Origin of the sequence: Streptomyces sp. SCSIO 75703 (assembly GCF_036607905.1) — a bacterium.
GTDB lineage: Bacteria > Actinomycetota > Actinomycetes > Streptomycetales > Streptomycetaceae > Streptomyces.
Genome location: NZ_CP144555.1, coordinates 3,191,367 through 3,215,004, shown reverse-complemented (window position 1 = coordinate 3,215,004; position 23,638 = coordinate 3,191,367). Strand labels below are relative to the sequence as shown.

20 protein-coding genes and 1 pseudogene are annotated in these 23,638 nt (G+C 72.1%); 10 read left to right on the top strand and 11 right to left on the bottom strand.

Annotated elements, in window-relative coordinates:
- Positions 1 to 101: 101 nt before the first annotated feature.
- Both VM636_RS13945 and VM636_RS13940 read right to left on the bottom strand, forming a co-directional pair.
- Positions 102 to 1,730, bottom strand: coding sequence for an ArsA family ATPase (locus tag VM636_RS13945; RefSeq protein ID WP_234312765.1), 1,629 nt, complete (start codon positions 1,728 to 1,730; stop codon positions 102 to 104).
- The gene (locus VM636_RS13940) at positions 1,727 to 2,704 is read right to left on the bottom strand and encodes an ArsA-related P-loop ATPase (protein WP_338484621.1); all 978 of its coding nucleotides are present in this window, start codon (positions 2,702 to 2,704) and stop codon (positions 1,727 to 1,729) included. Before VM636_RS13940 ends, VM636_RS13945 begins: the two co-directional genes overlap by 4 nt.
- A gap of 105 nt (positions 2,705 to 2,809) precedes the next feature.
- On the opposite strand from VM636_RS13940, the gene VM636_RS13935 reads away from it, so the two are divergent.
- The 4 genes from VM636_RS13935 to VM636_RS13920 all read left to right on the top strand — a co-directional run bounded on the left by VM636_RS13935 (position 2,810) and on the right by VM636_RS13920 (position 5,346).
- A complete protein-coding gene (locus VM636_RS13935; protein ID WP_071828754.1) occupies positions 2,810 to 2,968 on the top strand; it encodes a DUF4177 domain-containing protein in 159 nt (52 codons plus the stop codon).
- On the top strand, positions 2,965 to 3,432 hold the full coding sequence (locus VM636_RS13930) for a RidA family protein (RefSeq protein ID WP_030422466.1): 468 nt from the start codon (positions 2,965 to 2,967) through the stop codon (positions 3,430 to 3,432). Before VM636_RS13935 ends, VM636_RS13930 begins: the two co-directional genes overlap by 4 nt.
- A gap of 199 nt (positions 3,433 to 3,631) precedes the next feature.
- A complete protein-coding gene (locus tag VM636_RS13925) occupies positions 3,632 to 4,519 on the top strand; it encodes an NUDIX hydrolase (protein ID WP_030422467.1) in 888 nt (295 codons plus the stop codon).
- Positions 4,516 to 5,346 carry an MBL fold metallo-hydrolase gene (locus VM636_RS13920; RefSeq protein WP_030422468.1) on the top strand — a complete coding sequence of 277 codons (831 nt, stop codon included), beginning with the start codon at positions 4,516 to 4,518 and terminating at the stop codon, positions 5,344 to 5,346. Before VM636_RS13925 ends, VM636_RS13920 begins: the two co-directional genes overlap by 4 nt.
- Positions 5,347 to 5,788: 442 nt before the next feature.
- Here VM636_RS13920 and VM636_RS13915 read toward each other — a convergent pair whose 3' ends face one another.
- The gene (locus VM636_RS13915) at positions 5,789 to 6,463 is read right to left on the bottom strand and encodes a Crp/Fnr family transcriptional regulator (protein WP_030422469.1); all 675 of its coding nucleotides are present in this window, start codon (positions 6,461 to 6,463) and stop codon (positions 5,789 to 5,791) included.
- A gap of 478 nt (positions 6,464 to 6,941) precedes the next feature.
- Between VM636_RS13915 and nth the strand changes: the two genes are divergently transcribed.
- The 3 genes from nth (at position 6,942) to VM636_RS13900 (ending at position 10,266) form a co-directional block, all read left to right on the top strand.
- Positions 6,942 to 8,180 carry an endonuclease III gene (gene nth, locus VM636_RS13910; protein ID WP_338484615.1) on the top strand — a complete coding sequence of 413 codons (1,239 nt, stop codon included), beginning with the start codon at positions 6,942 to 6,944 and terminating at the stop codon, positions 8,178 to 8,180.
- A gap of 55 nt (positions 8,181 to 8,235) precedes the next feature.
- The gene (locus VM636_RS13905) at positions 8,236 to 8,949 is read left to right on the top strand and encodes a CoA pyrophosphatase (RefSeq protein ID WP_030422471.1); all 714 of its coding nucleotides are present in this window, start codon (positions 8,236 to 8,238) and stop codon (positions 8,947 to 8,949) included.
- 117 nt (positions 8,950 to 9,066) lie between these two features.
- Positions 9,067 to 10,266 carry a MarP family serine protease gene (locus VM636_RS13900; protein WP_053914542.1) on the top strand — a complete coding sequence of 400 codons (1,200 nt, stop codon included), beginning with the start codon at positions 9,067 to 9,069 and terminating at the stop codon, positions 10,264 to 10,266.
- Positions 10,267 to 10,378: 112 nt separating this feature from the next.
- Here the strand turns inward: VM636_RS13900 and VM636_RS13895 are convergent, their stop codons facing one another.
- The 6 genes from VM636_RS13895 to VM636_RS13870 form a co-directional block, all read right to left on the bottom strand.
- Positions 10,379 to 10,567: a hypothetical protein gene (locus VM636_RS13895; protein ID WP_078856191.1), complete on the bottom strand. Its 189-nt coding sequence runs from the start codon at positions 10,565 to 10,567 to the stop codon at positions 10,379 to 10,381.
- Between the two features lie 128 nt (positions 10,568 to 10,695).
- The gene (locus VM636_RS13890) at positions 10,696 to 11,646 is read right to left on the bottom strand and encodes an alpha/beta hydrolase (RefSeq protein ID WP_030422473.1); all 951 of its coding nucleotides are present in this window, start codon (positions 11,644 to 11,646) and stop codon (positions 10,696 to 10,698) included.
- Positions 11,643 to 12,131, bottom strand: a complete 489-nt coding sequence (locus VM636_RS13885) for a phage holin family protein (RefSeq protein WP_030422474.1) — start codon at positions 12,129 to 12,131, stop codon at positions 11,643 to 11,645. The genes VM636_RS13890 and VM636_RS13885 overlap by 4 nt, the downstream gene beginning before the upstream one ends.
- Positions 12,132 to 12,233: 102 nt before the next feature.
- Complete coding sequence (nhaA, locus tag VM636_RS13880) at positions 12,234 to 13,664, bottom strand: Na+/H+ antiporter NhaA (protein WP_030422475.1); 1,431 nt, start codon at positions 13,662 to 13,664, stop codon at positions 12,234 to 12,236.
- 505 nt (positions 13,665 to 14,169) lie between these two features.
- On the bottom strand, positions 14,170 to 16,137 hold the full coding sequence (gene acs, locus VM636_RS13875) for an acetate--CoA ligase (protein ID WP_030422476.1): 1,968 nt from the start codon (positions 16,135 to 16,137) through the stop codon (positions 14,170 to 14,172).
- A gap of 528 nt (positions 16,138 to 16,665) precedes the next feature.
- On the bottom strand, positions 16,666 to 17,034 hold the full coding sequence (locus tag VM636_RS13870) for a hypothetical protein (RefSeq protein ID WP_199825515.1): 369 nt from the start codon (positions 17,032 to 17,034) through the stop codon (positions 16,666 to 16,668).
- Positions 17,035 to 17,626: 592 nt separating this feature from the next.
- Here VM636_RS13870 and VM636_RS13865 point away from each other — a divergent pair.
- Positions 17,627 to 18,889: a hypothetical protein gene (locus VM636_RS13865; protein ID WP_030422478.1), complete on the top strand. Its 1,263-nt coding sequence runs from the start codon at positions 17,627 to 17,629 to the stop codon at positions 18,887 to 18,889.
- A 7-nt stretch (positions 18,890 to 18,896) separates the two neighbouring features.
- On the opposite strand, the gene VM636_RS13860 is transcribed toward VM636_RS13865, so the two are convergent.
- Complete coding sequence (locus tag VM636_RS13860; protein ID WP_053914566.1) at positions 18,897 to 19,877, bottom strand: ATP-binding protein; 981 nt, start codon at positions 19,875 to 19,877, stop codon at positions 18,897 to 18,899.
- Between the two features lie 111 nt (positions 19,878 to 19,988).
- Here VM636_RS13860 and VM636_RS13855 point away from each other — a divergent pair, with 111 nt between their 5' ends.
- Positions 19,989 to 20,813: a Fic family protein gene (locus VM636_RS13855; protein WP_030422480.1), complete on the top strand. Its 825-nt coding sequence runs from the start codon at positions 19,989 to 19,991 to the stop codon at positions 20,811 to 20,813.
- 485 nt (positions 20,814 to 21,298) lie between these two features.
- Here the strand turns inward: VM636_RS13855 and VM636_RS13850 are convergent, their stop codons facing one another.
- Complete coding sequence (locus tag VM636_RS13850; RefSeq protein WP_030422481.1) at positions 21,299 to 22,132, bottom strand: HAD-IB family hydrolase; 834 nt, start codon at positions 22,130 to 22,132, stop codon at positions 21,299 to 21,301.
- Between the two features lie 741 nt (positions 22,133 to 22,873).
- Here VM636_RS13850 and ssd point away from each other — a divergent pair.
- Positions 22,874 to 23,548, top strand: a pseudogene (ssd, locus tag VM636_RS13845) (septum site-determining protein Ssd); the annotation flags it as partial.
- Between the last annotated feature and the right edge of the window lie 90 nt (positions 23,549 to 23,638).

The following is a 23,638-nucleotide window of genomic DNA, read 5'->3' as shown; positions in this document are numbered from 1 at the left end:
GACCCGGGTGGTGCGGTCGGTGCCGATGAGAGCGGGCGTGCGCGGGGCTCACGTCCACGGTGCCGGACGCCGTGTGAGCCGGGGCGTGAGCCGGCGGCGCGTCAGCTCTGTGTTTCGGGCAGCTCCGGGTGGCCCGTGGCGAGACGGTCCCCGATGTCGCGCAGGCCCGCGAGGTCGTGCACGTCGCCGGGAAGGGCGGCCACTTCGGTGACCGCCACCTCGGGGTGACGTGCCGTGAAGCGGTCGCGTGTGCGCTGCTCGCGGGCGAGCAGGTGCATCCGGTCCGCGTGCAGTCGTAGCAGGCCGGCGGTGAGCCGGTCGACGGAGTTGTCCGGTGTGCCGGGGGCCTCGTCGGCGGCGGTGTCCGCCGCCGTGCTCGACGCCGTGTCCGACGTGGTGCTGCCCGAGGCCTGGTCCACGGTGCCGTGTGCGGTCAGGCCCGCGGTGCGGTGTGCGGTCTGGTCCGAGGTTCGCTCCGGGGTCCGGTCCGACGTCCCGTCCGCCCCCGGGACCGACGCCGAGTCCGGAGCCGGGGCCGGGGAGCTGGGGGCGCCGGAGACGGCCGTGGTCCGTGGGGCTGCTGAACGGGGGTCGGAGGAGTCTGAACTGCCGTACGTGTCGGGAGAGTTACGAACCTCAGCTTTCCCACCGACCTGATCCGCCATGCGGGAATCCTCAAGATTTTCCGCGGCGGCGATCGCCCGTTCGGCGGACAGCCGGTCGGCCCCGCTTCCGTGCACCCGGTTGAGCACCAGTCCGGCCAGCGGCATGTCCTCGGCGGCCAGCCGCTCCACGAAGTACGCCGCCTCGCGCAGCGCGTCCCGTTCCGGCGCCGCGACCACCAGGAAGGCCGTCCCGGGCGCCTGGAGCAGCTTGTACGTGGCGTCCGCGCGCGTACGGAAGCCGCCGAACATGGAGTCCATCGCGGCGACGAAGGTCTGGACGTCCTTCAGCAACTGCCCGCCCAGCACCTTGCCGAGGGCGCCGGTCATCATCGACATGCCGACGTTGAGGAACTTCATGCCGGCCCGGCCGCCCACCTTGGCCGGGGCGAGCAGGACGCGGATCAGCTTGCCGTCCAGGAAGGACCCGAGGCGCTTGGGCGCGTCCAGGAAGTCCAGCGCCGAACGGGACGGCGGCGTGTCGACGACGATGAGGTCCCACTCGTCCTTGGCGCGGAGCTGCCCCAGCTTCTCCATCGCCATGTACTCCTGCGTGCCCGCGAAGCCCGCCGAGAGCGACTGGTAGAAGGGGTTGCCCAGGATCGCGGCGGCCCGGTCCGGATCCGCGTGCGCCTCGACGATCTCGTCGAAGGTACGCTTCATGTCGAGCATCATGGCGTGCAGTTCGCCGCCGGCCGCGTCGTCGACGCCCTTCACCCGGCGCGGGGTGTTGTCGAGCGAGTCGATGCCCATCGACTGGGCGAGCCGCCGGGCCGGGTCGATGGTGAGGACGACCACCTTGCGGCCCCGCTCGGCCGCGCGCAGGCCGAGGGCCGCGGCGGTGGTCGTCTTGCCGACGCCGCCCGAGCCGCAGCAGACCACGATGCGTGTCGCCGGATCGTCCAGCAGCGGGTCGACGTGGAGCACGCGCGCGGGGGAGAGCGGCCGGCCGCCGGCCTCGTGCGCGGCGGCGGACCCGGTGCCGGAACCCCCCGGCCCGCCCGCCCTCCCCGCGCCCCCGGTGGTCTTCTCGGTACGGGCCTCGGCGCGGGCCGGGTCCTGGCTCATGCGATCCCCTGCTTCCGCAACTCGGTGGCCAGCTCGTACAGCCCCGCCAGATCCATCCCCTCGGCGAACAGCGGCAGCTCGTGCAGCGGCAGCCCCAGTTCGCCCAGCGCGGCCCGCTGCTCCTGCTCCAGCGCGTACCGCTCGGCGTACTCCTCCGCCTGCTCCAGCAGCGGGTCCACCAGCCGCTCGGCGCGCCCGCCGCGCCGCGCCCCACCGAGCCCGGCCCCGGACAGCGACCGCGCGAGGGCCGAGCGGGGCGTGCTCCGCACCAGCTCCAGGCCGTCCCCGTCGAGGATCTCGGGGCGGACCATGTTGACGACGACCCGGCCCACCGGGAGGCGGGCCGCGCGCAGCTCGGCGATGCCGTCGGCGGTCTCCTGGACCGGCATCTCCTCCAGCAGCGTCACCAGGTGCACGGCGGTCTGCGGCGACTTCAGCACCCGCATCACCGCCTGGGCCTGATGGTGTATCGGGCCGACCTTGGCGAGGCCGGCCACCTCGTCGTTGACGTTGAGGAAGCGGGTGACGCGTCCGGTGGGGGGAGCGTCCATGATCACGTGGTCGTAGACGAACCGTCCGCCGCGGTCCTTGCGGCGCACCGCCTCGCACGCCTTGCCGGTCAGCAGGACGTCCCGCAGGCCGGGGGCGACGGTGGTGGCGAAGTCGATCGCGCCGAGCTTCTTCAGGGCCCGTCCGGCGCTGCCGAGTTTGTAGAACATCTGGAGGTAGTCCAGCAGAGCCCGCTCGGGGTCGATGGCGAGGGCGTACACCTCCCCGCCCCCGGGAGCGACGGCGATCTTCCGCTCCTCGTAAGGCAGCGCTTCCGTCTCGAAGAGCTGCGCGATGCCCTGGCGGCCCTCGACCTCGACGAGAAGCGCGCGCTTCCCCTCGGTGGCCAGGGCCAACGCGAGGGCCGCGGCCACCGTGGTCTTGCCGGTACCGCCCTTGCCGCTGACGACCTGGAGCCTGCTCACGTATTCGAGCGTAACCAGTTCGCGTGCCGCTCACGCGGGAGGCTGTGGACAACGTGGCCCCGGTCGGCCGCCTGGGGCCCCGACCGGGCGGCTAGAGTCGGCGGCATGACCAAGTGGGAATACGCAACCGTGCCGCTGCTCGTCCATGCCACGAAGCAGATTCTGGACACCTGGGGCGAGGACGGCTGGGAGCTGGTCCAGGTCGTCCCCGGGCCCAACGCCGAGCAGCTCGTCGCCTACCTGAAGCGGGAGAAGCAGGCATGAGCGCCGTCGAGGAGAAGCTCGCCGAACTCGGCCTGACCCTCCCCGCGGTCGTCCCGCCGCTGGCCGCCTACCAGCCCGCCGTGCGGTCCGGCTCCTACGTCTTCACCTCCGGCCAGCTCCCCATGGTGGACGGCACGCTGCCGGTCACCGGCAAGGTGGGCGCCGAGATCACCCCGGAGGAGGCCAAGGACCTGGCGCGCGTGTGCGCGCTGAACGCCCTGGCCGCCGTGAAGTCCGTCGCCGGTGACCTCGACCGCGTCGCGCGTGTCGTGAAGGTGGTCGGCTTCGTCGCCTCCGCGCCCGACTTCACCGGCCAGCCCTCCGTGATCAACGGGGCCAGCGAACTCCTCGCCCAGGTCCTCGGAGACAAGGGCGTGCACGCCCGCAGCGCCGTCGGCGTGGCGGTGCTGCCGCTGGACGCGCCGGTGGAGGTCGAGGTCCAGGTCGAGCTGACCGACGCCTAGGGGTCCGCGCCGGTCGCGTACGGCCACCCGCGGGCCCGGACGGGCGTCCGGGCCGGGCCGGGGCCGCTGTGTGCCGGGAGACCGGCCCGTACGGTCGCGCACGCGCGCCGTATCGCGCCCGCACGGCGCCCCGGGTCGGGAGTCCGCTCCCGCCCCGGGGCCCCTCGAACATCCGCCCGCCAGCGGATAGCCTCCGGCCATGGCGAATGGTCAGTGGTACCCCCCGGAGTGGCCCGACCGCATTCGCGCGCTCGCGGCCGGCACGCTCACGCCGGTCGAGGCGCGGCGCGCGGCCACCGTCATGCTCCTGAAGGACACCGGCACCGGCACGGTCGTCCACATGCTGCGCCGCCGCACCTCCATGGCCTTCGCCGGGGGCGCGTACGCCTACCCCGGCGGCGGGGTCGACCCCCGCGACGACCGGGCGGTCGGCTGGGCGGGCCCCACGCGCGCGTGGTGGGCGAGCAGGCTCGGCGTCGACGAGAACACCGCCCAGGCGATCGTCTGCGCCGCCGTGCGGGAGACGTACGAGGAGAGCGGCGTCCTGCTCGCCGGACCGGGCCCCGACACGGTCGTCGGCGACACCACGGGCGCCGACTGGGAGGCCGAGCGGGCCGCCCTGGTCGCCCGTGACCTGTCCTTCGCGGAGTTCCTGGACCGCCGGGGCCTCGTGCTGCGCTCCGACCTGCTGGGCGCCTGGGCCCGCTGGATCACGCCGGAGTTCGAGGCCCGGCGCTACGACACCTGGTTCTTCGTGGCCGCCCTCCCCGAGGGCCAGCGCACGCGCAACGCCTCCACCGAGGCCGACCGCACGGTGTGGATCACGCCGGACGAGGCGGTGGCCGGATACGACCGGGGTGACCTGCTGATGATGCCGCCGACCGTCGCCACCCTGCGCTCGCTGTCGGCGCACCCCACCGCCGCGGCGGCGCTCGCCGCGGCGCCGGAGCAGGACCTGGAGCCCGTGCTGGCGCGGGCCCGGCTGGACGGCGACGAGATCGTGCTCTCCTGGCCGGGACACGAGGAGTTCACCAAGTACGTCGCCGCCGGGACACCCGCCGGCCCGGCCCGGGGAGCGGCCCGATGACCGACGCGGCCTCCCTGCCCGGCCGGCCCCGGGGCGTCGTCCGTTCCGGGACGGCCACCCCGCGCGCGGTGAACGTCCTCGCGCCCAACCCGTCCCCCATGACGCTGGACGGGACGAACACCTGGCTGCTCGCCGAACCCGGCTCCGACCTGGCCGTCGTCGTGGACCCGGGTCCCCTGGACGAGGCACACCTCCGGCGTGTCGTGGAGACCGCGGAGCGGTCGGGCCGGCGTGTCGCGCTGACCCTGCTGACCCACGGGCACCCGGACCACGCCGAAGGGGCAGCGCGGTTCGCCGAGCTGACCGGCACCAAGGTGCGCGCCCTGGACCCGGCGCTGCGCCTGGGCGACGAGGGGCTGGCCGCGGGGGACGTCATCACCACCGGCGGCCTGGAACTGGTCGTCGTCCCGACCCCCGGGCACACGGCCGACTCGCTGTGCTTCCACCTGCCGGCCGACCGGGCCGTGCTGACGGGCGACACCATCCTCGGACGCGGTACGACGGTCGTGGCGCACCCGGACGGGCGCCTGGGCGACTACCTGGACTCGCTGCGGCGGCTCAGGTCGCTCACGGCCGACGACGGCGTGCACACCGTGCTGCCGGGACACGGGCCCGTCCTGGAGGACGCCCAGGGCGCCGTGGAGTTCTACCTCGCCCACCGGGCGCACCGGCTCGCCCAGGTGGAGACGGCCGTCGAGGACGGCCACCGTACGCCGTCGGAGGTCGTCGCCCGCGTGTACGCGGACGTCGACCGTTCGCTGTGGCCCGCCGCCGAGCTGTCGGTACGGGCGCAACTGGAGTACCTCGGCGAGCACGGGCTGATCTAGGGACCGTCCCGCGTGCCCGCCGGAGGGCGTGGGGCCGCTCCCGTGTACCCACCGGAGGGGCGAGGACCGGGGGTGGGTTCCGGGTCCGTCCCCGAGGGCGCGGGGCCGGGTGGGTCCTGTGCGTGCCCGGGGCGTGGGGGCGGGTCCGGTCCCGTGCGCTTCGCCCTCGGCGGGGCGGGGACCGGCTGCGCGTGCGTGCCGGAGGGCGGTCCGGGACCGGCCCCCCCCGGACGTGCCGGGGACTGGCCGGGACCGCGTACCGTGCTCGCGCCGGTCGTCGTCCGGGACGGCTCCGCGCGTGTCCGGGACGGCTCCGCGCGTGTCCGGGACGGCTCCGCGCGTGTCCGGGACGGCTCCGCGCGTGTCCGTGTGCTCGGGCAGGGGCGGCTTCGTGCCGGTGTCCGTGCGCTCGGGCAGGGGCAGGGGCAGGGGCAGGGGCGGGTCAGCGGGAGCGCTTGGCCAGCCGCTCCACGTCGAGAAGGATCACCGCGCGGGCCTCCAGGCGCAGCCAGCCGCGCTGGGCGAAGTCGGCGAGGGCCTTGTTGACCGTCTCGCGGGAGGCGCCGACCAACTGGGCCAGCTCCTCCTGCGTCAGGTCGTGCACGACGTGGATGCCCTCCTCGGACTGCACGCCGAAGCGCCGGGAGAGGTCCAGCAGCGCGCGGGCGACCCGGCCGGGGACGTCCGAGAAGACCAGGTCGGACATGGCGTCGTTGGTCTTGCGCAGGCGCCGGGCGACGGCGCGCAGCAGGGCGGTGGCCACCTCGGGGCGCACGTTCAGCCAGGGCTGGAGGTCGCCGTGGCCGAGGCCCAGCAGCTTGACCTCGGTCAGCGCGGTGGCGGTCGCCGTCCGCGGGCCCGGGTCGAACAGCGACAGCTCGCCGATCAGCTCGCCGGGACCGACGACGGCCAGCATGTTCTCGCGGCCGTCGGGGGAGGTGCGGTGCAGCTTGACCTTGCCCTCCGTGACCACGTAGAGGCGGTCTCCGGGGTCGCCCTCATGGAACAGCGAGTCGCCGCGAGCGAGCGTGACCTCGCTCATGGAGGCGCGGAGCTCCGCGGATTGCTCGTCGTCGAGCGCCGCGAAGAGCGGGTTGCGCCGCAGAACGTCGTCCACGAGTTCTCTCCTTGTCGACCTGCTCAGGGGATCGTGCTCCCCCGTCTACCAGGGGACCGTGGTGCCCATTTTGCCGGACAGTCCAAACAGTGTGATCTGTCACAAGGATGCCGCACTGATGTGCTGGGGTACGCGGCAGGGGTCCAATTGGGCGCCGATCTTCGAGGTCCGGGGCGGATGACGGTGCCGGGCCGTAGGCTGGCCGAGTGTCCAAATCGCCGGTGAGAGCACAGGCATAGGGAGCTGCGCGGGTGGTTGCACGTCGGGATTCCGCCGTGGGCGAACAGCGCCCCGATGGCGGTAAGGAAACGGCGAAAGCGGCAAAAGGGGCGGTGTCCGCCGAACGGGCGCCGGCGGCGCGGGGCCCTGCCCGCGACACGGCCGGACCCGCCGGAACGAAGACACCCCCCGCCAGGAAGACGGCCGCGCGGACCAGTCCCGCGCAGACGGCCGCGGACACCGGAAGGACCCGGACGCGATGACGAGCCCGGAGAAGAGGAAATCCGCCGCAGAGGCGGGCACGGAGACGAGCCCCGCCGAGTCGTCGCCCGGGGAGCGGGCCGGCGGCGGCGAGCGGGCCGCAGCGAAGCCTGCCGGGGCGGCCGCCACTAAGGCACCCGCCCAGAAGGCCGCCGCGAAGAAGGCTTCGGCCAAGAAGGCCCCGGCCAAGAAGGCCGCCTCGGGGAGGGCCGTCGCCCAGGCGTCCGCCGAGAGCCCCGCCCAGAAGGCCGCCGCCGAGAAGGCCCCCGGACAGAAGGCGTCCGGGCGGAGGAAGGCGGCCCCGCCGAGCCCGGAGGAGGCCACCGCGCGGAAGGGGACGTCCGCCGGGAAACCCCGGGCCAAGCGGCTCGCCCCCGCCAGGACGCCCGCCGTGGTGCCCGGCAGGGCCACCTCGGTGAAGGGCGCCGCGCCCGCCAAGACCCTCGCCCCGGCGCCTCCCGGCGGCGAGTCGCGTACCGCCCTGGTCCGCCGCGCCCGCCGTATCGACCGCGAACTGGCCGAGGTCTACCCCTACGCCCACCCGGAGCTGGACTTCGAGAACCCCTTCCAGCTCCTGGTGGCCACGGTGCTGTCCGCGCAGACCACCGACCTGCGCGTCAACCAGACCACCCCGGGGCTCTTCGCCAAGTACCCCACCCCGGAGGAACTGGCCGCCGCCAACCCCGAGGAGGTCGAGGAGATCCTGCGGCCCTGCGGATTCTTCCGGGCCAAGACCCGGTCGGTGATAGGGCTGTCCAAGGTCCTCACCGAGGAGTTCGGGGGCGAGGTCCCCGGGCGCCTGGAGGACCTGGTGAAACTGCCCGGCGTCGGCCGCAAGACCGCCTTCGTGGTCCTCGGCAACGCCTTCGGCCGCCCCGGCATCACCGTGGACACGCACTTCCAGCGCCTGGTGCGCCGCTGGCGGTGGACCGACGAGACCGACCCGGACAAGATCGAGGCGGCTGTCGGCTCGCTCTTCCCCAAGAACGCCTGGACCGACCTCTCCCACCACGTCATCTGGCACGGCCGCCGCATCTGCCACGCCCGCAAACCGGCCTGCGGGGCCTGCCCCGTCGCACCGCTCTGCCCCGCCTACGGGGAGGGCGAGACCGACCCCGAGAAGGCGAAGAAGCTGCTCAAGTACGAGAAGGGCGGCTTCCCCGGTCAGCGGCTCAACCCGCCGCGCGCCTACCTGGAGGCGGGCGGCATCCCCGCCCCGCCGCTGGGGGCCGGATGACGGAACGAACGCGGGGGCGTCGGGCGTTGGACGGGGCAGGACGGGGGTGGCGGCGATGACGAGGGCGGGCGACATCCGGGACGTGACGCTGAGCGAGACGGGTCTGCCGGGGTGGCTGGAGCCGGTGGCGCGGGCCGGGCGGACGGTGCGGCCGAAGCAGCTCAGTCGCTTCCTCCCCCCGGAGAACGGGGAGGGGCGGCAGTCCGCCGTCCTGGTTCTCTTCGGCGAGGGCACGCCCCGCCCCGAGGGCGGTCGCGGTCGCGGGCCCGAGCTGCTGCTCATGGAGCGGGCGGGGACCCTGCGTTCGCACGCCGGCCAGCCCGCCTTCCCCGGCGGCGCCCTCGATCCGGAGGACGGCGATCCGCAGGGCGAGGGCCCACTGCGGGCGGCGCTGCGCGAGGCCGAGGAGGAGACCGGGCTCGACCCGTCCGGCGTCCAGCTCTTCGGCGCCCTGCCCAAGCTGTACATCCCGGTCAGCGGTTTCGTCGTCACCCCCGTACTGGGCTGGTGGCGCGAGCCGAGCCCGGTCGGCGTGGTCGACCCTCGCGAGACCGCCCGTGTCTTCACCGTGCCGGTGGCGGATCTCACGGATCCGGCCAACCGCGTCACCGCCGCCCACCCGAGCGGCCACCGAGGCCCGGCATTCCTGGTCGAATCGGCCCTGGTCTGGGGTTTCACGGCGGGCATCATCGACCGGTTGCTGCACTTCGCGGGCTGGGAGCGGCCCTGGGACCGGGAGAAGCAGGTCCCGCTGGACCGGCTCTCATGACAGGCTGGCCCGCGTACTGTGTCGTTCCGGGGGACGCCGTGTCCTGTTGCCGCCGCGGCGGTCCGACGCCCGGCCGGTCCGACGTGAGCGGAAGAGGACGAGGCGAGGGCCCCATCAGTGAACGTGCTGGACATCCTGCTGCTGCTCGCCGCCGTCTGGTTCGCCGTCGTCGGCTACCGACAGGGCTTCGTCGTCGGCATCCTGTCCGTCACCGGCTTCCTCGGCGGCGGTCTCGTCGCCGTCTACCTGCTGCCGGTCCTGTGGGACGCGCTGACCGACAACGCCGAGGTGAGCACCGCCGCCGCCGTCGTCGCGGTCGTCGTCGTGATCGTCTGCGCCTCCGTGGGGCAGGCCCTCACCACGCACCTCGGCAACAAGCTGCGCCGCTACATCACCTGGTCCCCGGCCCGCGCGCTGGACGCGACCGGCGGCGCCCTGGTCAACGTCGTGGCGATGCTGCTGGTCGCCTGGCTGATCGGCTCGGCCCTGGCAGGCACCACCCTGCCCACGCTCGGCAAGGAGGTCCGCAGCTCCAAGGTGCTGCTCGGCGTGTCACGGGCGCTGCCCGCCCAGGCCGACACCTGGTTCACCGACTTCTCCTCGATCCTCGCGCAGAACGGCTTCCCCCAGGTCTTCAGCCCGTTCTCCAACGAGCCCATCACCAACGTCCAGCCGCCCGACCCGGCCCTCGCCAACAGCGCGGTCGCCACCCGGGCCCAGCGCTCCATCGTCAAGGTGACGGGCACCGCCCCCGGCTGCGGGAAGGTCCTGGAGGGCACCGGATTCGTCTTCGCCGACCGCCGCGTGATGACCAACGCCCACGTCGTCGGCGGCGTCGACGAGCCCACCGTCCAGATAGGCGGCGAGGGCCGCAAGTACGACGCCACGGTCGTCCTCTACGACTGGCGGCGCGACATCGCCGTCCTCGACGTGCCCGAGATGAAGGCGCCCGTGCTGCGCTTCGCCGACCAGGACGCGAGCAGCGGATCGAGCGCCATCGTCGCCGGCTTCCCGGAGAACGGCGCCTACGACGTCCGCTCCGCGCGCGTCCGCGGCCGCATCACGGCCAACGGCCCGGACATCTACCGCCGCGACACCGTCCGCCGCGACGTGTACTCCCTGTACGCGACCGTCCGTCAGGGCAACTCCGGCGGCCCGCTGCTCACGCCCCAGGGCGAGGTGTACGGCGTGGTCTTCGCCAAGTCCCTCGACGACCCCGACACCGGCTACGCGCTCACCGTGGACGAGATCCGCGAGGACATCGAGAAGGGCCGCGCCGCCAACCAGCAGGTGGACAGCGACAGCTGCGCCCTCTGAGGCCTCTCGTCTGGATCACGCCGGGCTCGCGGGGCCCGGCTGATCCAGACGAAAGACCCTTGGGCCGCTGCGCGCGGGAGGGGGAGTCGGGACGCCCCGGCCGCCGCGGGGCTCAGCCGCGCGGATGGCGCAGCCGTACGGAGACCCAGCGGGCCCGGCGGCGTAGGATGCGCGGAATGCCCACCCGGGGATCGTCCGCGTTCGCCCATCGCGCGGTCGTGCCGCCTCGCGGATGGGGGTTCACGCCGCTCGTGGAGCGGCCGTCGCGTGCTACGTCGTTGTAGTCGTGCGTCCAGCCCATACCCGGACGTGTGCCCCCGCCCCAAGGTCCATAACCGTTTCCCAGGTCCCCAATTGGCCTATGCGCGCGGCAAGTGGCCGTTCATACGACGAGTGTTCCGCCGTCGGGCACCGGACGCGTCCGTTCGGTCACCGATCCGGCTCGGGATCGTTCAGCCAATTGATCAGTTCTGTCGAGAAGAGCGCCGGGTCCTCCTCGTGCGGGAAGTGGCCGAGCCCGTCGAACAGCCGCCAGCGGTACGGCGCTTCCACGTACCGCCCCGACCCCGCCGCACTGCCCGTGCGCATCACCGGGTCCAGCGAACCGTGCAGGTGCAGGGTGGGCACCCGCACCGGCCGCTTCATCCGCCGGTAGAACTGCACGCCGTCGGGCCGGGCCAGCGACCGCACCATCCAGCGGTACGGCTCGATCGAGCAGTGCGCCGTCGACGGGATGCACATGGCCCGCCGGTAGACCTCCACCGCCTCGTCGTCCACCGGCTTCGGGCCCGACCACTCGCGGATCAGCCGGCCGACCAGCGCGCCGTCGTCCGCGGTCAGTTGCCGCTCCGGGACCCACGGGCGCTGGAAGCCCCAGACGTAGGAACCCGCCCGGGTCTGCCGCAGGTCGCCGAGCATCGCGGAACGCCAGCGCCGGGGGTGCGGCATCGACGACACCGCCAGCCGGCGCACCAGCTTGGGCCGCATCGCCGCGGCCGTCCAGGCCAGGTAGGCGCCCAGGTCGTGGCCGACCAGCGCGGCGTCCGGCTCGCCGAGGGAGCGGATCACGCCGGTGATGTCGAGCGCGAGCCCCGCGGGGTCGTAGCCGCGCGGCGTGCGGTCGCTGCCGCCGACGCCGCGCAGGTCCATGGCGACCGCGCGGAAACCGGCGTCGGCGAGCGCCGGAAGCTGATGCCGCCAGGTCCACCAGAACTGCGGGAAGCCGTGCAGCAGCAGCACCAGCGGCCCCTCGCCCAGCTCGGCGATGTGGAAGCGGGCGCCGTTGGCGGCGACGTCCCGGTGGGTCACCTCGCGTCCGCCGGGGATGCCCAGGCGTACGACCGAGGCGGGTTGGGCCGAAGGAGTGGCGGGGTCCGTCATGAGGACGAGCGTGCCACAGCCTCGATGGCCTCGGGGGCGCGGTCCTGGGGCAGTTCCGGACGCGGGTGCGGCTTGGCGTGCTGCAGGACGCCCGCCGACTGCTTCACCGAGGAGGCGACCTTCTGCGGGCCGCGGCCCTTCTTCGCCTTCTTGGCGAAGACCAGGCCGATCAGCGCCAGCAGCAGGGCGACCAGCACGTTCGCCGCGAAGGACAGCAGGAAGCACACCGCGAGGTTCCAGCCGGTCCACGTCCGGATGCCGTAGGCCAGAGCGAAGTTCAGCATCGGCAGCGAGAAGAGCAGGAGCACAGCCGCGACGGAGAAGGCCCCGCCGCTGGTGACGCCCCGTTTGACGTCCTGCTTGAGCTGCGCCTTGGCCAGGGCGATCTCGTCGTGCACCAGCGCCGACATCTCGGTGGTCGCCGAGGCGAACAGCTGGCCGATGCTGCGTTCGGTGCCGACCGGGCCGCCGTCGGGTGCGCTCATCGCGGTCTCCCTCTTCCTACTGGCTGATGTGCGTACGAGTCCGTTGCCTGTCGTCTTCTGCCTGACTGCGTACGGTCCCGTCTTTTGTACCGTCTCGTCAGATCATGCCGGACCGTCGCCCTCCTCGCCTGCCCCGCCCGTCACTTCGGCAAGCCCGTGCCGCCCTTCGGCCTTCTCCCGGGCGAGCCGGCGGTGCTCGGCGGCCTTCCGCTCGTGGATGGCGGCCATCCTCAGGTGGTACGCCGGGTCGTCCTCCTCGTAGACGTCCGGGACGCCGCTGAGGTCGTCGTCGCGGTTCTCCTCCTCGGTCATCCGGCGGTACTTGGTGTTCCGCATCTTCAGCAGCACCGTGGCCAGGGCCGTGGCGATCAAGGAGCCGGTGAGGACGGCGGCCTTGACACCGTCGGTCATCGCCGGGTCGTCGGTGAAGGCCAGCTCGCCGATGAGCAGCGACACGGTGAACCCGATGCCGGCCAGCGTCGCCACCGCGAGCACGTCGGCCCAGGCGAGGTCCTCGCTGAGCGAGGCCCGTGTGAAACGCGCCGTCAGCCAGGTGCCGCCGAAGATGCCCAGCGTCTTGCCGACCACGAGCCCGAGCACCACGCCGAGGGTCTCCGGACGGGTGAACACGTCGGCGATCGCACTGCCGGAGAACGCCACGCCCGCGCTGAAGAGGGCGAAGAGCGGGACGGCCAGCCCGGCCGACAGGGGACGCACGAGGTGCTCGATGCGCTCGCCGGGCGACCGCGACTCACCCTCACGGGTGTGGCAGCGCAGCATCAGGCCCATCGCCACGCCCGCGATGGTGGCGTGGATGCCGCTGTTGTACATCAGCGCCCAGATGGCGAGGCCGAGCGGGACGTGGACGTACCAGCCGCGGACCCCCTTGCGGAGCAGCAGCCAGAACACGGCGAGCCCGGCGACGGCACCGCCGAGCGCGGCGAAGTTCAGCGTGTCGGTGAAGAAGACGGCGATGATCAGGATGGCGAAGAGGTCGTCGACCACGGCGAGCGTCAGCAGGAAGGCGCGCAGCGCGCTCGGCAGGGAGGTGCCGATGACGGCGAGGACCGCGAGCGCGAACGCGATGTCCGTCGCGGTGGGCACCGCCCAGCCCGCGAGCGAACCGCCGCCGGCCGTGTTGGTGATCGTGTAGACGAGCGCGGGCACCGCCATGCCGCACAGCGCGGCGACCACCGGCAGCGCGGCTGCCTTGGGGTCCTTGAGGTCGCCGGCCACGAGTTCGCGTTTGAGTTCGATGCCGGCCACGAAGAAGAAGATCGCGAGGAGCCCGTCGGCGGCCCAGTGCGCGACCGACAGGTCCAGGCCGAGGGCGGAGGGGCCGAGAGGGAAGTCGCTGACGCTCGCGTAGCTCGACCGCAGGGCCGGGACGTTCGCCCAGACCAGCGCGGCGACCGCGGCGATGAGGAGGAGGACGCCCCCGACGGTCTCGGTGCGCAGGGCGTCGGTGACGAAGGTCCGCTCCGGGAGGGACAGACGGCCGAGGGCCTTGCGGGGGGTGCGGGGCGCGGTCACGGGGAGGAACCTCCGGTCGGTGGGCAGCACGGAACACGTGCCGACCAGACTTCCCGGCGCACCATGAGGAACTGTGTTGTTGATCTTGTCGTATCGCTTGCGCGTCTCTCAGCTTACCGAACGCGCGCGCCCGACACGCGGCCCCGGGGGGAGGCACCTGCCGACAGGGGGGTCGGGTGGTTCGGGTGATTCGGGAGGCTCGGGGCGGAGGCCCGCCGAGGGCGCGGGCCGGTGTGGGTCGGTTCGGACCGGTTCGGACCGGCGTGTGTGTCGGTGTGGCCGGTGTGGCCGGTGTGGCCGGTGTGAGTTGGCTGGACCTGCGTGGGCCGGTGCGGGCCGGCAGGGGCGGGGCGGCTCCGGGGGTGCGGGAGCCGGGGTGAGGACGTGCGGCCCGTGGGCAGGCACCGGGCGGCGGGTGCGGCAGGCGGCCCATGCCGACCACCCCGGTCGGAGGGACCGGGGCGGTCGGGGCGGCCGGTGTGAGTTGGCGGGCCGGGCCGGCGGGTCAGTCGTCGCTCGACGAGGACGGCAGCTTGGCCTGGATGAAGTCCATGACGGTGGAGTCGGTCAGCGTCGTCACGTCGCCCAGCTCCCGGTTCTCCGCCACGTCGCGCAGGAGGCGCCGCATGATCTTGCCCGAGCGGGTCTTCGGCAGCTCGGCCACCGGCAGGATCCGCTTGGGCTTGGCGATCGGACCGAGCGTCGCGCCCACGTGGTTGCGCAGGTCCGCGACGAGGTCGTCGGACTCCGAGGCCGTGCCGCGCAGGATCACGAAGGCCACGATGGCCTGGCCGGTCGTCTCGTCCGTCGCGCCGACCACGGCCGCCTCGGCGACCGACGGGTGGGACACCAGCGCCGACTCGACCTCCGTGGTCGAGATGTTGTGGCCGGAGACCAGCATCACGTCGTCGACCCGGCCGAGCAGCCAGATGTCGCCGTCATCGTCCTTCTTCGCACCGTCGCCCGCGAAGTACTTGCCCTCGAAACGCGACCAGTACGTGTCGATGAACCGCTGGTCGTCGCCCCAGATCGTGCGCAGCATCGACGGCCACGGCTCGGTGATGACCAGGTAGCCGCCACCGCCGTTCGGCACCTCGTTGCCCTCGTCGTCGACGACGGTGGCCTCGATGCCGGGCAGCGCGCGCTGGGCGGAACCCGGCTTGGCCTCGGTCACGCCGGGGAGCGGGGAGATCATCATCGCGCCGGTCTCGGTCTGCCACCAGGTGTCGACGACCGGGGTGCGGTCCGCGCCGATGGTCCTGCGGTACCAGATCCACGCCTCGGGGTTGATCGGCTCGCCGACCGAGCCGAGGACCCGCAGGGACGACAGGTCGAACTTGGCGGGGATCTCGTCGCCCCACTTCATGAACGTCCGGATCGCGGTGGGCGCCGTGTACAGGATCGTCACGCCGTACTTCTGCACGATCTCCCAGAACCGGCCCTGGTGGGGCGTGTCCGGGGTGCCCTCGTACATGACCTGCGTCGCGCCGTTGGCGAGCGGGCCGTAGACGATGTACGAGTGCCCGGTGACCCAGCCGACGTCGGCCGTGCACCAGTAGACGTCGGTCTCCGGCTTGAGGTCGAAGACGGCCGAGTGGGTGTACGCCACCTGCGTGAGGTAGCCGCCGGAGGTGTGCAGGATGCCCTTGGGCTTGCCTGTCGTGCCCGAGGTGTACAGGACGAACAGCGGGTGCTCCGCCTCGAACGCCTCCGGCGTGTGCTCCGCCGACTGCCGGCCGACCACGTCGTGCCACCACAGGTCGCGGGAGTCGCTCCACGCGACGTCCTGGCCGGTGCGGCGGACCACGAGCACGTGCTCGACGATGCCGGCCCGCTCGACCGCCTCGTCGACGGCGGGCTTGAGCGCGGACGGCTTCCCGCGCCGGTAGCCGCCGTCGGCGGTGATGACCACGCGGGCGTCCGCGTCCTGGATGCGGGTCGCGAGCGCGTCCGAGGAGAAACCGCCGAAGACGACCGAGTGGGCGGCGCCGATCCGGGCGCAGGCCAGCATGGCGATCGCCGTCTCGGGGATCATCGGCATGTAGACGGCGACCCGGTCGCCCTTGCGCACGCCCAGTTCCAGCAGCGCGTTGGCCGCCCGGGAGACCTCGTCCTTCAGCTCGGCGTAGGTGATGGCGCGACTGTCGCCCGGTTCGCCCTCGAAGTGGATGGCGACGCGGTCGCCGTGTCCGGCCTCCACGTGCCGGTCCACACAGTTGTAGGCGACGTTCAGCGTGCCGTCCTGGAACCACTTGGCGAACGGCGGGTTGGACCAGTCGAGAGTCTCGGTGGGCTCCTCCGCCCAGGTCAGTCGGCGTGCCTGCTCGGCCCAGAAGCCGAGCCTGTCAGCCTTGGCCTGTTCGTACGCCTCCGCGGTGACGTTGGCGTGGGCGGCCAGGTCAGCGGGCGGCGCAAAACGTCGCTCCTCCTTCAGCAGGTTAGAGAGGGAAGAAGTCTCGTTCTCAGCAGCCATCTGCGCACCGTCCCAGTGGTTTAGACCATTACCGGTTTGATTCTCGGACGCCGTCAAGGGTCGGTCAACCCCTTCCCCGGCGGGTCACCAACTCACACGCACGACGGCCCCCGGAAGTTCACTCCCCGGGGGCCGTACGCCACCCAACGCTTACGGCTCGCAACCCAGCGCCAGGGAGCCTGGTGAATCACGCACCCCGAGCTGGTCGACGAGCGAAGGTAGATGCCTCACGGCAGACGGGCGAGCGACGGGGGCATGAAGTGGTCACGGCCCGATGCTGAGCCCGGCTCTCCGCAGCGTGCCGATCCCGCCGACGCGCGTACACCGAGCAGAGGTCACAGTCGACGAGATGCCGCGGTGGCCCGTCGCCGGGGTGAGCCTCCGCTATGTGCCGAGACACCCGAAGCTGCTCCCCAGAAGGAGTGGTCAGGGTCATCAGACCAGACATGCGCGAGGCACAGCAGCCGGCCGGCGCACTCTAGGCACACCCACATGAACGGTGGCAAGGCAGGTTCTCGGGCTCCTCGGTCAACGCCGACTCCTGATCGTGGTGGCGCCCATGGACGCGCGACCCTGCGTCACAACGCGGGCGAGGTACGCCTCGAGGGCATCGGGGCCCGCCCCGGGCGGGATCGGGTCCAGACCGACCGTGACGCAGACGCGCCCGCTCACCGTGACGTGCCGCCGCCACTCCTCTCCGGGAGCGGGTATCCGCATGACGTAGGCCGGGTGCCCGTAGTCCAGCGCGACGTACGGTCCCCGCAGCAGCAACCGCGTGCCGACGATCGGCCCCCGCTCGGCGGCCGGCCGGAGGCCCGTCCCGTCGACCATGCCCATGAGGGCCGTCTCGATGGTCTCGGCTGTCTCGCCGGGGCGCCTCGAGGGCGCGTGGCCCACCAGGACGTACGCGATCGGATTGGTTGCCGCGCCCGCGGGCCCGCTCTCCCGACTCCATCCTTATGCGGGGCGCCGGGGCCGGGGGTCGTGGACCTCGATACGAACGTGATTGCCTCGTGTGCGTCACTGCTGCGTGGGGCTGCTCCTTGACCTGCCGGCCGTCGCCGCCGGAGGGGCGGTGGGACGGTGGGCGGTGGGCTGCTATCGGACCGTGAGGGGCGACGGGGGCACGGCCGGGCGGGGCGGCGTTTGCGCAGGTGAGGTCCTCGGCCGAAGGACCAGGAGCCGCATGGCGGCCCGAAGGCGTGTGGGCGGGCGGCGTACGGAGTGGCGGGGCAGTGACCTGTGGGTGGCTGGCGGCAGGTCGCAGTCAGTAAACAAATGGTAATTCGGAGTAAAGGGAAGGCATAGGCTTTCCGCGCAAGAGGAGTAGAACACCGCTCACGTGGGTGAATCGGTCTGTTCATCGGCTTGTCGTACTAATTCCTTCTCTCTCCCGTGCCACCTTGACCGCGCTGACGGCACGCCCGGCACAGCATCCGAAGCGCCCGCGTCGGCGTAGGCCCGAGAGAAGGAAGAAGGTGGGCGGAACATGGCCGCCACCCACAGGACCGCCACACGGATCGTGATCGCCGCGATCTGCGCCGCGTCGCTCGCCGGTTGCGCGATCGGCACCGACGGCGACAGCCAGCAGAAGGAGAAGGGCAAGGCCGCCCCCGCGCCGAAGAACGCGGTCCGGCTCATCGGCGACGGCTCCACCGCGTACACCGGGGCCCAGCCGCACCTGCCCCGGCCGGAACGGCTCAAGGCGGGCCAGAAGCCCCCGCAGTTCGTGGTCTTCTCCTGGGACGGGGCGGGCGAGGACAGCCAGAAGCTGTTCTCCCACTTCCGGCAGGTCGCCAAGGACAACGACGCCACGATGACGTACTTCCTGAGCGGCGTGTACCTGCTGCCGGAGGAGAAGCGCGACCAGTACCAGCCGCCGCAGCACTCGCCGGGCCGTTCCGACATCGGCTTCAACGACCAGCAGGGCATCTCCGACACCGTCAAACAACTGCGGCTGGCGTGGCAGGAGGGCAACGAGATCGGCACCCACTTCAACGGCCACTTCTGCGGCGCCGGCGGCGGCGTCGGCGAGTGGTCGGTCGACGAGTGGAAGGACGAGATCAGCCAGGCCAAGCAGTTCGTGAAGACCTGGAAGACCAACACGGGCATGAAGGAGGCCGCGCCGCTCCCCTTCGACTACGACAAGGAGTTGATCGGCGCCCGCACCCCGTGCCTGGAGGGCCAGAAGAACTTCATGCGCGCGGCGAGCCAGATGGGCTTCCGCTACGACAGCAGCGGCGTCAACAACCAGGTCTGGCCGTCGAAGAAGGAAGGGCTCTGGGACCTGTCGATGCAGCTCGTGCCCTTCACCGGGCACACCTTCGAGCAGCTCACCATGGACTACAACTTCATGGTCAACCAGTCCGGCACCGCCACCCAGGGCGACCCCGCCAAGCGGGAGTTCTGGGGTGACCAGATGCGGGACAGCCTGCTCCAGGGCTTCCGGCGCGCCTACGACGGCAACCGCGCGCCGCTGATCATCGGCAACCACTTCGAGTCCTGGAACGGCGGCACCTACATGCGTGCCATCGAAGAGGTCGTCAAGTCGGTGTGCACCAAGGAGGAGGTGCGCTGCGTCTCCTTCCGGCAGCTCGCCGACTGGCTGGACGCCCAGGACCCGAAGACGCTCGACAAACTGCGCACCCTGAACGTCGGCGAGGCGCCGAAGCAGGGCTGGGCGTCCTTCCTCTCGGCCGCGCCCGCGCCGGCGCCGAAGGGCGTGCCCGGGGCGCCGGCGGCCAAGCAGTAGCCGGCGCTCAGGCGGGGGCGACGACCCCTTCGCCGAGCACGAAACCGGGGTCGACCTGCGCCGCCAGGTCGGTCCCGGTGCGCTCGTTGCCCCAGCTCTGGGCGTTCTTGAGGTGGAAGTGCACCATCTGACGGGTGTAGCGCTCCCAGTCCCGCAGCTCGTACGTCGCGTCGGCGGCCGTGTGCAGCGTCTCCAGCGCACGGCGGTTGACGTCCTCCAGGAGGGCGAACCGGGGCGGACGGCCCTTCTCCATGCCACGCACCCAGTCCGAGTGCCCGACCGTCGTCAGCAGGTCCTCGCCGACGTGCTCGCGCAGGAAGTCCAGGTCGTCCGGCCCCTGCACCTTGTTGCCGACGACGCGGAGGACGACGCCGTAGTCCCGGGCGTACTCCTTGTACTGGCGGTAGACGGAGACCCCCTTGCGGGTCGGCTCGGCGACGAGGAACGTCATGTCGAACCGGGTGAACATGCCGGAGGCGAACGAGTCGGAGCCGGCCGTCATGTCGACCACGACGTACTCGTCGCGGCCGTCGACCAGGTGGTTGAGGCAGAGCTCCACCGCTCCCGTCTTGGAGTGGTAGCAGGCGACCCCCAGGTCGGCGTCGGTGAAGCGCCCGGTGACCATCAGACGAACGGTGCCGCCGTCGAGTTCCACCGGTCGCGCGCAGGCGTCGAAGACCGGGTTGTCCTCGCGCACCCGCAGCAGCCGCGAGCCCTCGCCCGGCGGCGTCGTCTTGATCATCTTTTCGGCGGAGGCGATGCGCGGGTTGGTGCCGCGCAGGTGATCCTTGATCAGCGGCAGGTGCTCGCCCATCGCGGGCAGCCCGGCCGCCTGCTGGTCGTCGAGGCCGAGAGCGGCCCCCAGGTGCTGGTTGATGTCGGCGTCGATCGCCACGACCGGCGCCCCGGTGGCGGCGAGATGGCGGATGAACAGGGAGGACAGCGTGGTCTTGCCGCTGCCGCCCTTCCCCACGAAAGCAATTTTCATGTTCACCAAGCGTAGTGGTGTCATCGCGGTGGGTGTCGCGAGAGCCTGTGGCTACGTGAAGAAGACCACTCCTTCGTGGGGTGCAGCGGCAAGGTGCGTACTGTCGTACTCATGAGTACGACAGGCGCGACCGCCGATCCGCTCGCGACCCTGGGCACACTGCCCGGAGTGGCCGATTCCGTGGAGTCCGTACGCAAGGCCGTGGACCGGGTCTACGGTCACCGGATCATGCGACGGCGCAGCAACCAGATCACCTCCGAGGCGGCCCTGCGCGGAGCCCGGGGTTCCGCGGCGCTGTCCGGCGCGGACTGGGCCCTGGAGGAACTGCGCCGCCGCAGCGACTTCGGCGGCGACGACGAGGCCCGCACGGTGGGCGCGGCGCTGCGGCTCACCGCCGAGGCGGGGCAGTTGCTGTCCGTCTGGCGGCAGTCGCCGCTGCGGGTGCTGGCCCGCCTCCACCTGGTGGCCGCGGCGGAACAGTCCGACATGGTGGGCCGCCCACGCCAGGGGGGCGAGCCGGTGGACGAGCCCTTCGTGGACCTGCCGCTGCCGACGGCGGCCGAGGCGCACGCGCGTCTGGAGGGGCTGGCCGACCTGGTCGTCGCGGGCAGTTCAGCGCCCGCGTTGGTGATCGCGGCCGTCGTCCACGGCGAACTGATGACCCTGCGCCCCTTCACCTCGCACAACGGCCTGGTCGCGCGCGCGGCCGAGCGTGTCGTCCTGGTCGGCAGCGGACTCGACCCGAAGTCCGTCTGCCCCGCCGAGGTCGGCCACGCCGAACCGGGGCGTGAGGGCTACCTGAAGGCGCTGAGGGGCTACGTCTCCGGTACGCCGGAGGGGATGGCGGAGTGGATCGCCCACTGCGGCCGTGCGGTCGGGCTGGGCGCGCGCGAGTCGACCGCGGTCTGCGAGGCGCTCCAGCGCGGGGCCGCGTAGGGCCCGCCGGCTCGCGGGAGGCCGGGCCGGGGGCGCACTCGCCGGACGCGGTGGTCGCGCGCCGCGGACGACGTCCGGTGTCGCGCCGGGACGGGCGGCGGGGCGGCGGCAGGGGAAAGGCCCCGGCCGGAAGCGGGGCCCCATGGCGGTCGTCGACGGCATTCCATGGTGATGCGGCGGTACGAGATTTCGTACCGCCGCTGGCATGAGCATCGGGGTACCAAGCGTCCTCGAAATATGTGCCCATCAGGCCGGGGACTTTGCCCGTCACCTGGTGCGGCTGGCCCGTAATCGACGGGTCGACGTCGCGTGGGTGCCCGGTGTTCATGCGCGGTCCGTGGGGCCATGTGCGTTGTGTGAGGTGATCCTTTCGGATGTCCTTGGTCTCGCGGGCCGTTGAATCCTTTGTACTACCGCGGTGCGGTAAGGGGAAGGGGTCGTCCCACTTCTTTACTTTTGGGCGCAAAGGCGGGTGAAAGGGTTGCTCAGGCAACTGCTGCGCGGCGTCGGCTCGCATACCAGACGAGTCCCGCCGTGGCCGCCGCGGCGCCCAGTGCGGCCGCGGCCACGAGCGCCGGTCGCGGGGGCACGGAGAATGCGGGAATGCGGCGCTTGAGCCGTACGGGCCGGTGGAAATCGAGAATCGGCCACTCCCGTGCCAGGGCTTCACGGCGCAGGGCCCGGTCCGGGTTCACGGCGTGCGGGTGGCCGACCGACTCCAGCATCGGCAGATCGGTCACCGAGTCGCTGTAGGCGTAGCAGCGGGCGAGGTCGTACCCCTCGGACGCGGCCAGTTCGCGGACGGCCTCGGCCTTGGTGGGGCCGTACGCGTAGTACTCCACCTCCCCGGTGAAGCAGCCGTCGTCGCCGACGGCCATCCGGGTCGCCACCACGCGATCCGCGCCCAGCAGTTCGCCGATCGGCTCGACGACCTCGGCGCCCGAGGTGGAGACGATCACCACGTCGCGGCCGGCGGTGTGGTGCTCCTCGATCAGGGAGGCGGCCTCGTCGTAGATGATCGGGTCGATGAGGTCGTGCAGGGTCTCCGCGACGAGTTCCTTCACCAGCTCGACGTTCCAGCCGCGGCACAGCGCGGACAGGTACTTGCGCATCCGCTCCATCTGGTCGTGGTCGGCGCCGCCGGCGAGGAAGATGAACTGGGCATATGCGGTGCGCAAGACGGCCCTGCGGTTGATCAGTCCGCCTTGGTAGAAGGACTTGCTGAAGGTGAGAGTGCTCGACTTCGCAATGACCGTCTTGTCCAGGTCGAAGAAGGCCGCTGTGCGGGGCAAGGAGTGGTTTTCCACGACCCCGAGCATAGGCGCAGCCCATTCGGCGTAAGGTGTGGCGCGTGGGTTTGCCTGAGAGGGCTCTCGGGTACACCATGGAAGTCACGGATCGTTCGCGACCGTGCTAACCCGGCCCGACTCCTCCCCCCCCGAGTCGGCCGTGGAGACGACCCCCGCTCTCCCCCCCGGCGGGGGTCGTCGCATGTCCGGGTGGGTTTTCCCTCTTGCTGCCGGTGGTGGCGCGGTACCGGTGTGATCCTCGCCCAGGGATTGGCATGCCCATGTTTTGTAGCTGTCGGTAGTGATCGCGCTGCTCTGTGGAGGAAATGCCTCTCGGCTGGGTGCTCTCGCGCGAGCACTCACCTGTACGGGTGAAGGCGATATTCACAGGCTCGGGACTTGTCCACAGTTTTCCACCAAGATCCACATCTTTTTCGTGATCCCCCGATGGTGATTCCCACGCGACGCCACCGTCGGCCGACTTCGCGGTAACGGGCACGACGGTGCGGCGGCGCGCCGCATGCCGTCGGGTGCGTGGAGGAGCCGAGTCACCGGCGGGCAGCCAGAGCAAGCGGAGAACACGCTGCCGGGACATCACCGTCCGGCAGTGCCACACCACAGCGCCACCCGGCATCGGTGCCAGGCCATCGGTGCCGGGCCATCGGCGCAGGGACGCCGTAGCCCGGCACCGCGAGACCGGCCGGAGCCCGGCACCGCGAGACCGAGAGGGGTCGAGAGATGACGAGAGACGTGTCGAAGGGGGATGCCGTCATGGCAGGAATCACCGAGCATGGTCCGCCGTCCGGCGCCGGAGGGAAGCCTGGCGGGCCGCTCATCGTGACCGAGGACGCCGAACTCCTCGACGACCTGCTGCGCCTGTGCGCGGCGGCCGGGGCGACACCCGAGGTGCACCACCGCGCACCCACGACCCCACCAGGGTCCGGACGGCCCGGAAGCTGGGAGGCGGCACCGCTCGTCCTGGTCGGTGACGACGCCGCAGGCCGGGTTCGAGGGATCCCACGCAGACGCGGGGTGGTGCTGGTCGGCCGGGACCAGGACGATCCGGGGGTCTGGCGCCGTGCCGTCCAGATCGGCGCCGATCACGTCCTGATGCTCCCCGATGGCGAACAATGGCTGGTCGACCGCATCGCCGACGTCGCCGAGGGCGTAGGCCGACCGGCGCTGACCGTCGGCGTCATCGGCGGCCGGGGCGGAGCGGGGGCGTCCACGCTGGCGTGCGCGCTCGCCGTCACCTCCGCACACCAGGGGATGCGGAGTCTGCTGGTGGACGCCGATCCGCTGGGCGGCGGGCTCGACGTGCTGCTGGGCGGTGAGACGGCCGAGGGACTCAGGTGGCCGGCGTTCGCCGGCTCCCGGGGCCGGGTCGGCGGCGGCGCCCTGGAGGAGTCGCTGCCCGAACTGCACTCGCTGCGGGTGCTGAGCTGGGTTGTTTCTGCTTAGTTGCAGTGTCGTTTTGGAGGTGACCTTGCAGGTCAGCGGGCGTTTGTGCGTGCACACTGCCGGTGTCCCGTCAGG

Coding starts and splice junctions, on each gene's coding strand:
- VM636_RS13945 (WP_234312765.1), bottom strand. CDS start 1,730: ATGAGCCAGGACCCGGCCCGCGCCGAGGCCCGTACCGAGAAGACCACC.
- VM636_RS13860 (WP_053914566.1), bottom strand. CDS start 19,877: ATGAAAATTGCTTTCGTGGGGAAGGGCGGCAGCGGCAAGACCACGCTG.
- acs (WP_030422476.1), bottom strand. CDS start 16,137: ATGGCTGCTGAGAACGAGACTTCTTCCCTCTCTAACCTGCTGAAGGAG.
- VM636_RS13935 (WP_071828754.1), top strand. CDS start 2,810: ATGACCAAGTGGGAATACGCAACCGTGCCGCTGCTCGTCCATGCCACG.
- VM636_RS13865 (WP_030422478.1), top strand. CDS start 17,627: ATGGCCGCCACCCACAGGACCGCCACACGGATCGTGATCGCCGCGATC.
- VM636_RS13905 (WP_030422471.1), top strand. CDS start 8,236: ATGACGAGGGCGGGCGACATCCGGGACGTGACGCTGAGCGAGACGGGT.
- nth (WP_338484615.1), top strand. CDS start 6,942: ATGACGAGCCCGGAGAAGAGGAAATCCGCCGCAGAGGCGGGCACGGAG.
- VM636_RS13855 (WP_030422480.1), top strand. CDS start 19,989: ATGAGTACGACAGGCGCGACCGCCGATCCGCTCGCGACCCTGGGCACA.
- VM636_RS13885 (WP_030422474.1), bottom strand. CDS start 12,131: ATGAGCGCACCCGACGGCGGCCCGGTCGGCACCGAACGCAGCATCGGC.
- VM636_RS13920 (WP_030422468.1), top strand. CDS start 4,516: ATGACCGACGCGGCCTCCCTGCCCGGCCGGCCCCGGGGCGTCGTCCGT.
- VM636_RS13890 (WP_030422473.1), bottom strand. CDS start 11,646: ATGACGGACCCCGCCACTCCTTCGGCCCAACCCGCCTCGGTCGTACGC.
- VM636_RS13850 (WP_030422481.1), bottom strand. CDS start 22,132: ATGCTCGGGGTCGTGGAAAACCACTCCTTGCCCCGCACAGCGGCCTTC.
- VM636_RS13895 (WP_078856191.1), bottom strand. CDS start 10,567: ATGGGCTGGACGCACGACTACAACGACGTAGCACGCGACGGCCGCTCC.
- VM636_RS13925 (WP_030422467.1), top strand. CDS start 3,632: ATGGCGAATGGTCAGTGGTACCCCCCGGAGTGGCCCGACCGCATTCGC.
- VM636_RS13930 (WP_030422466.1), top strand. CDS start 2,965: ATGAGCGCCGTCGAGGAGAAGCTCGCCGAACTCGGCCTGACCCTCCCC.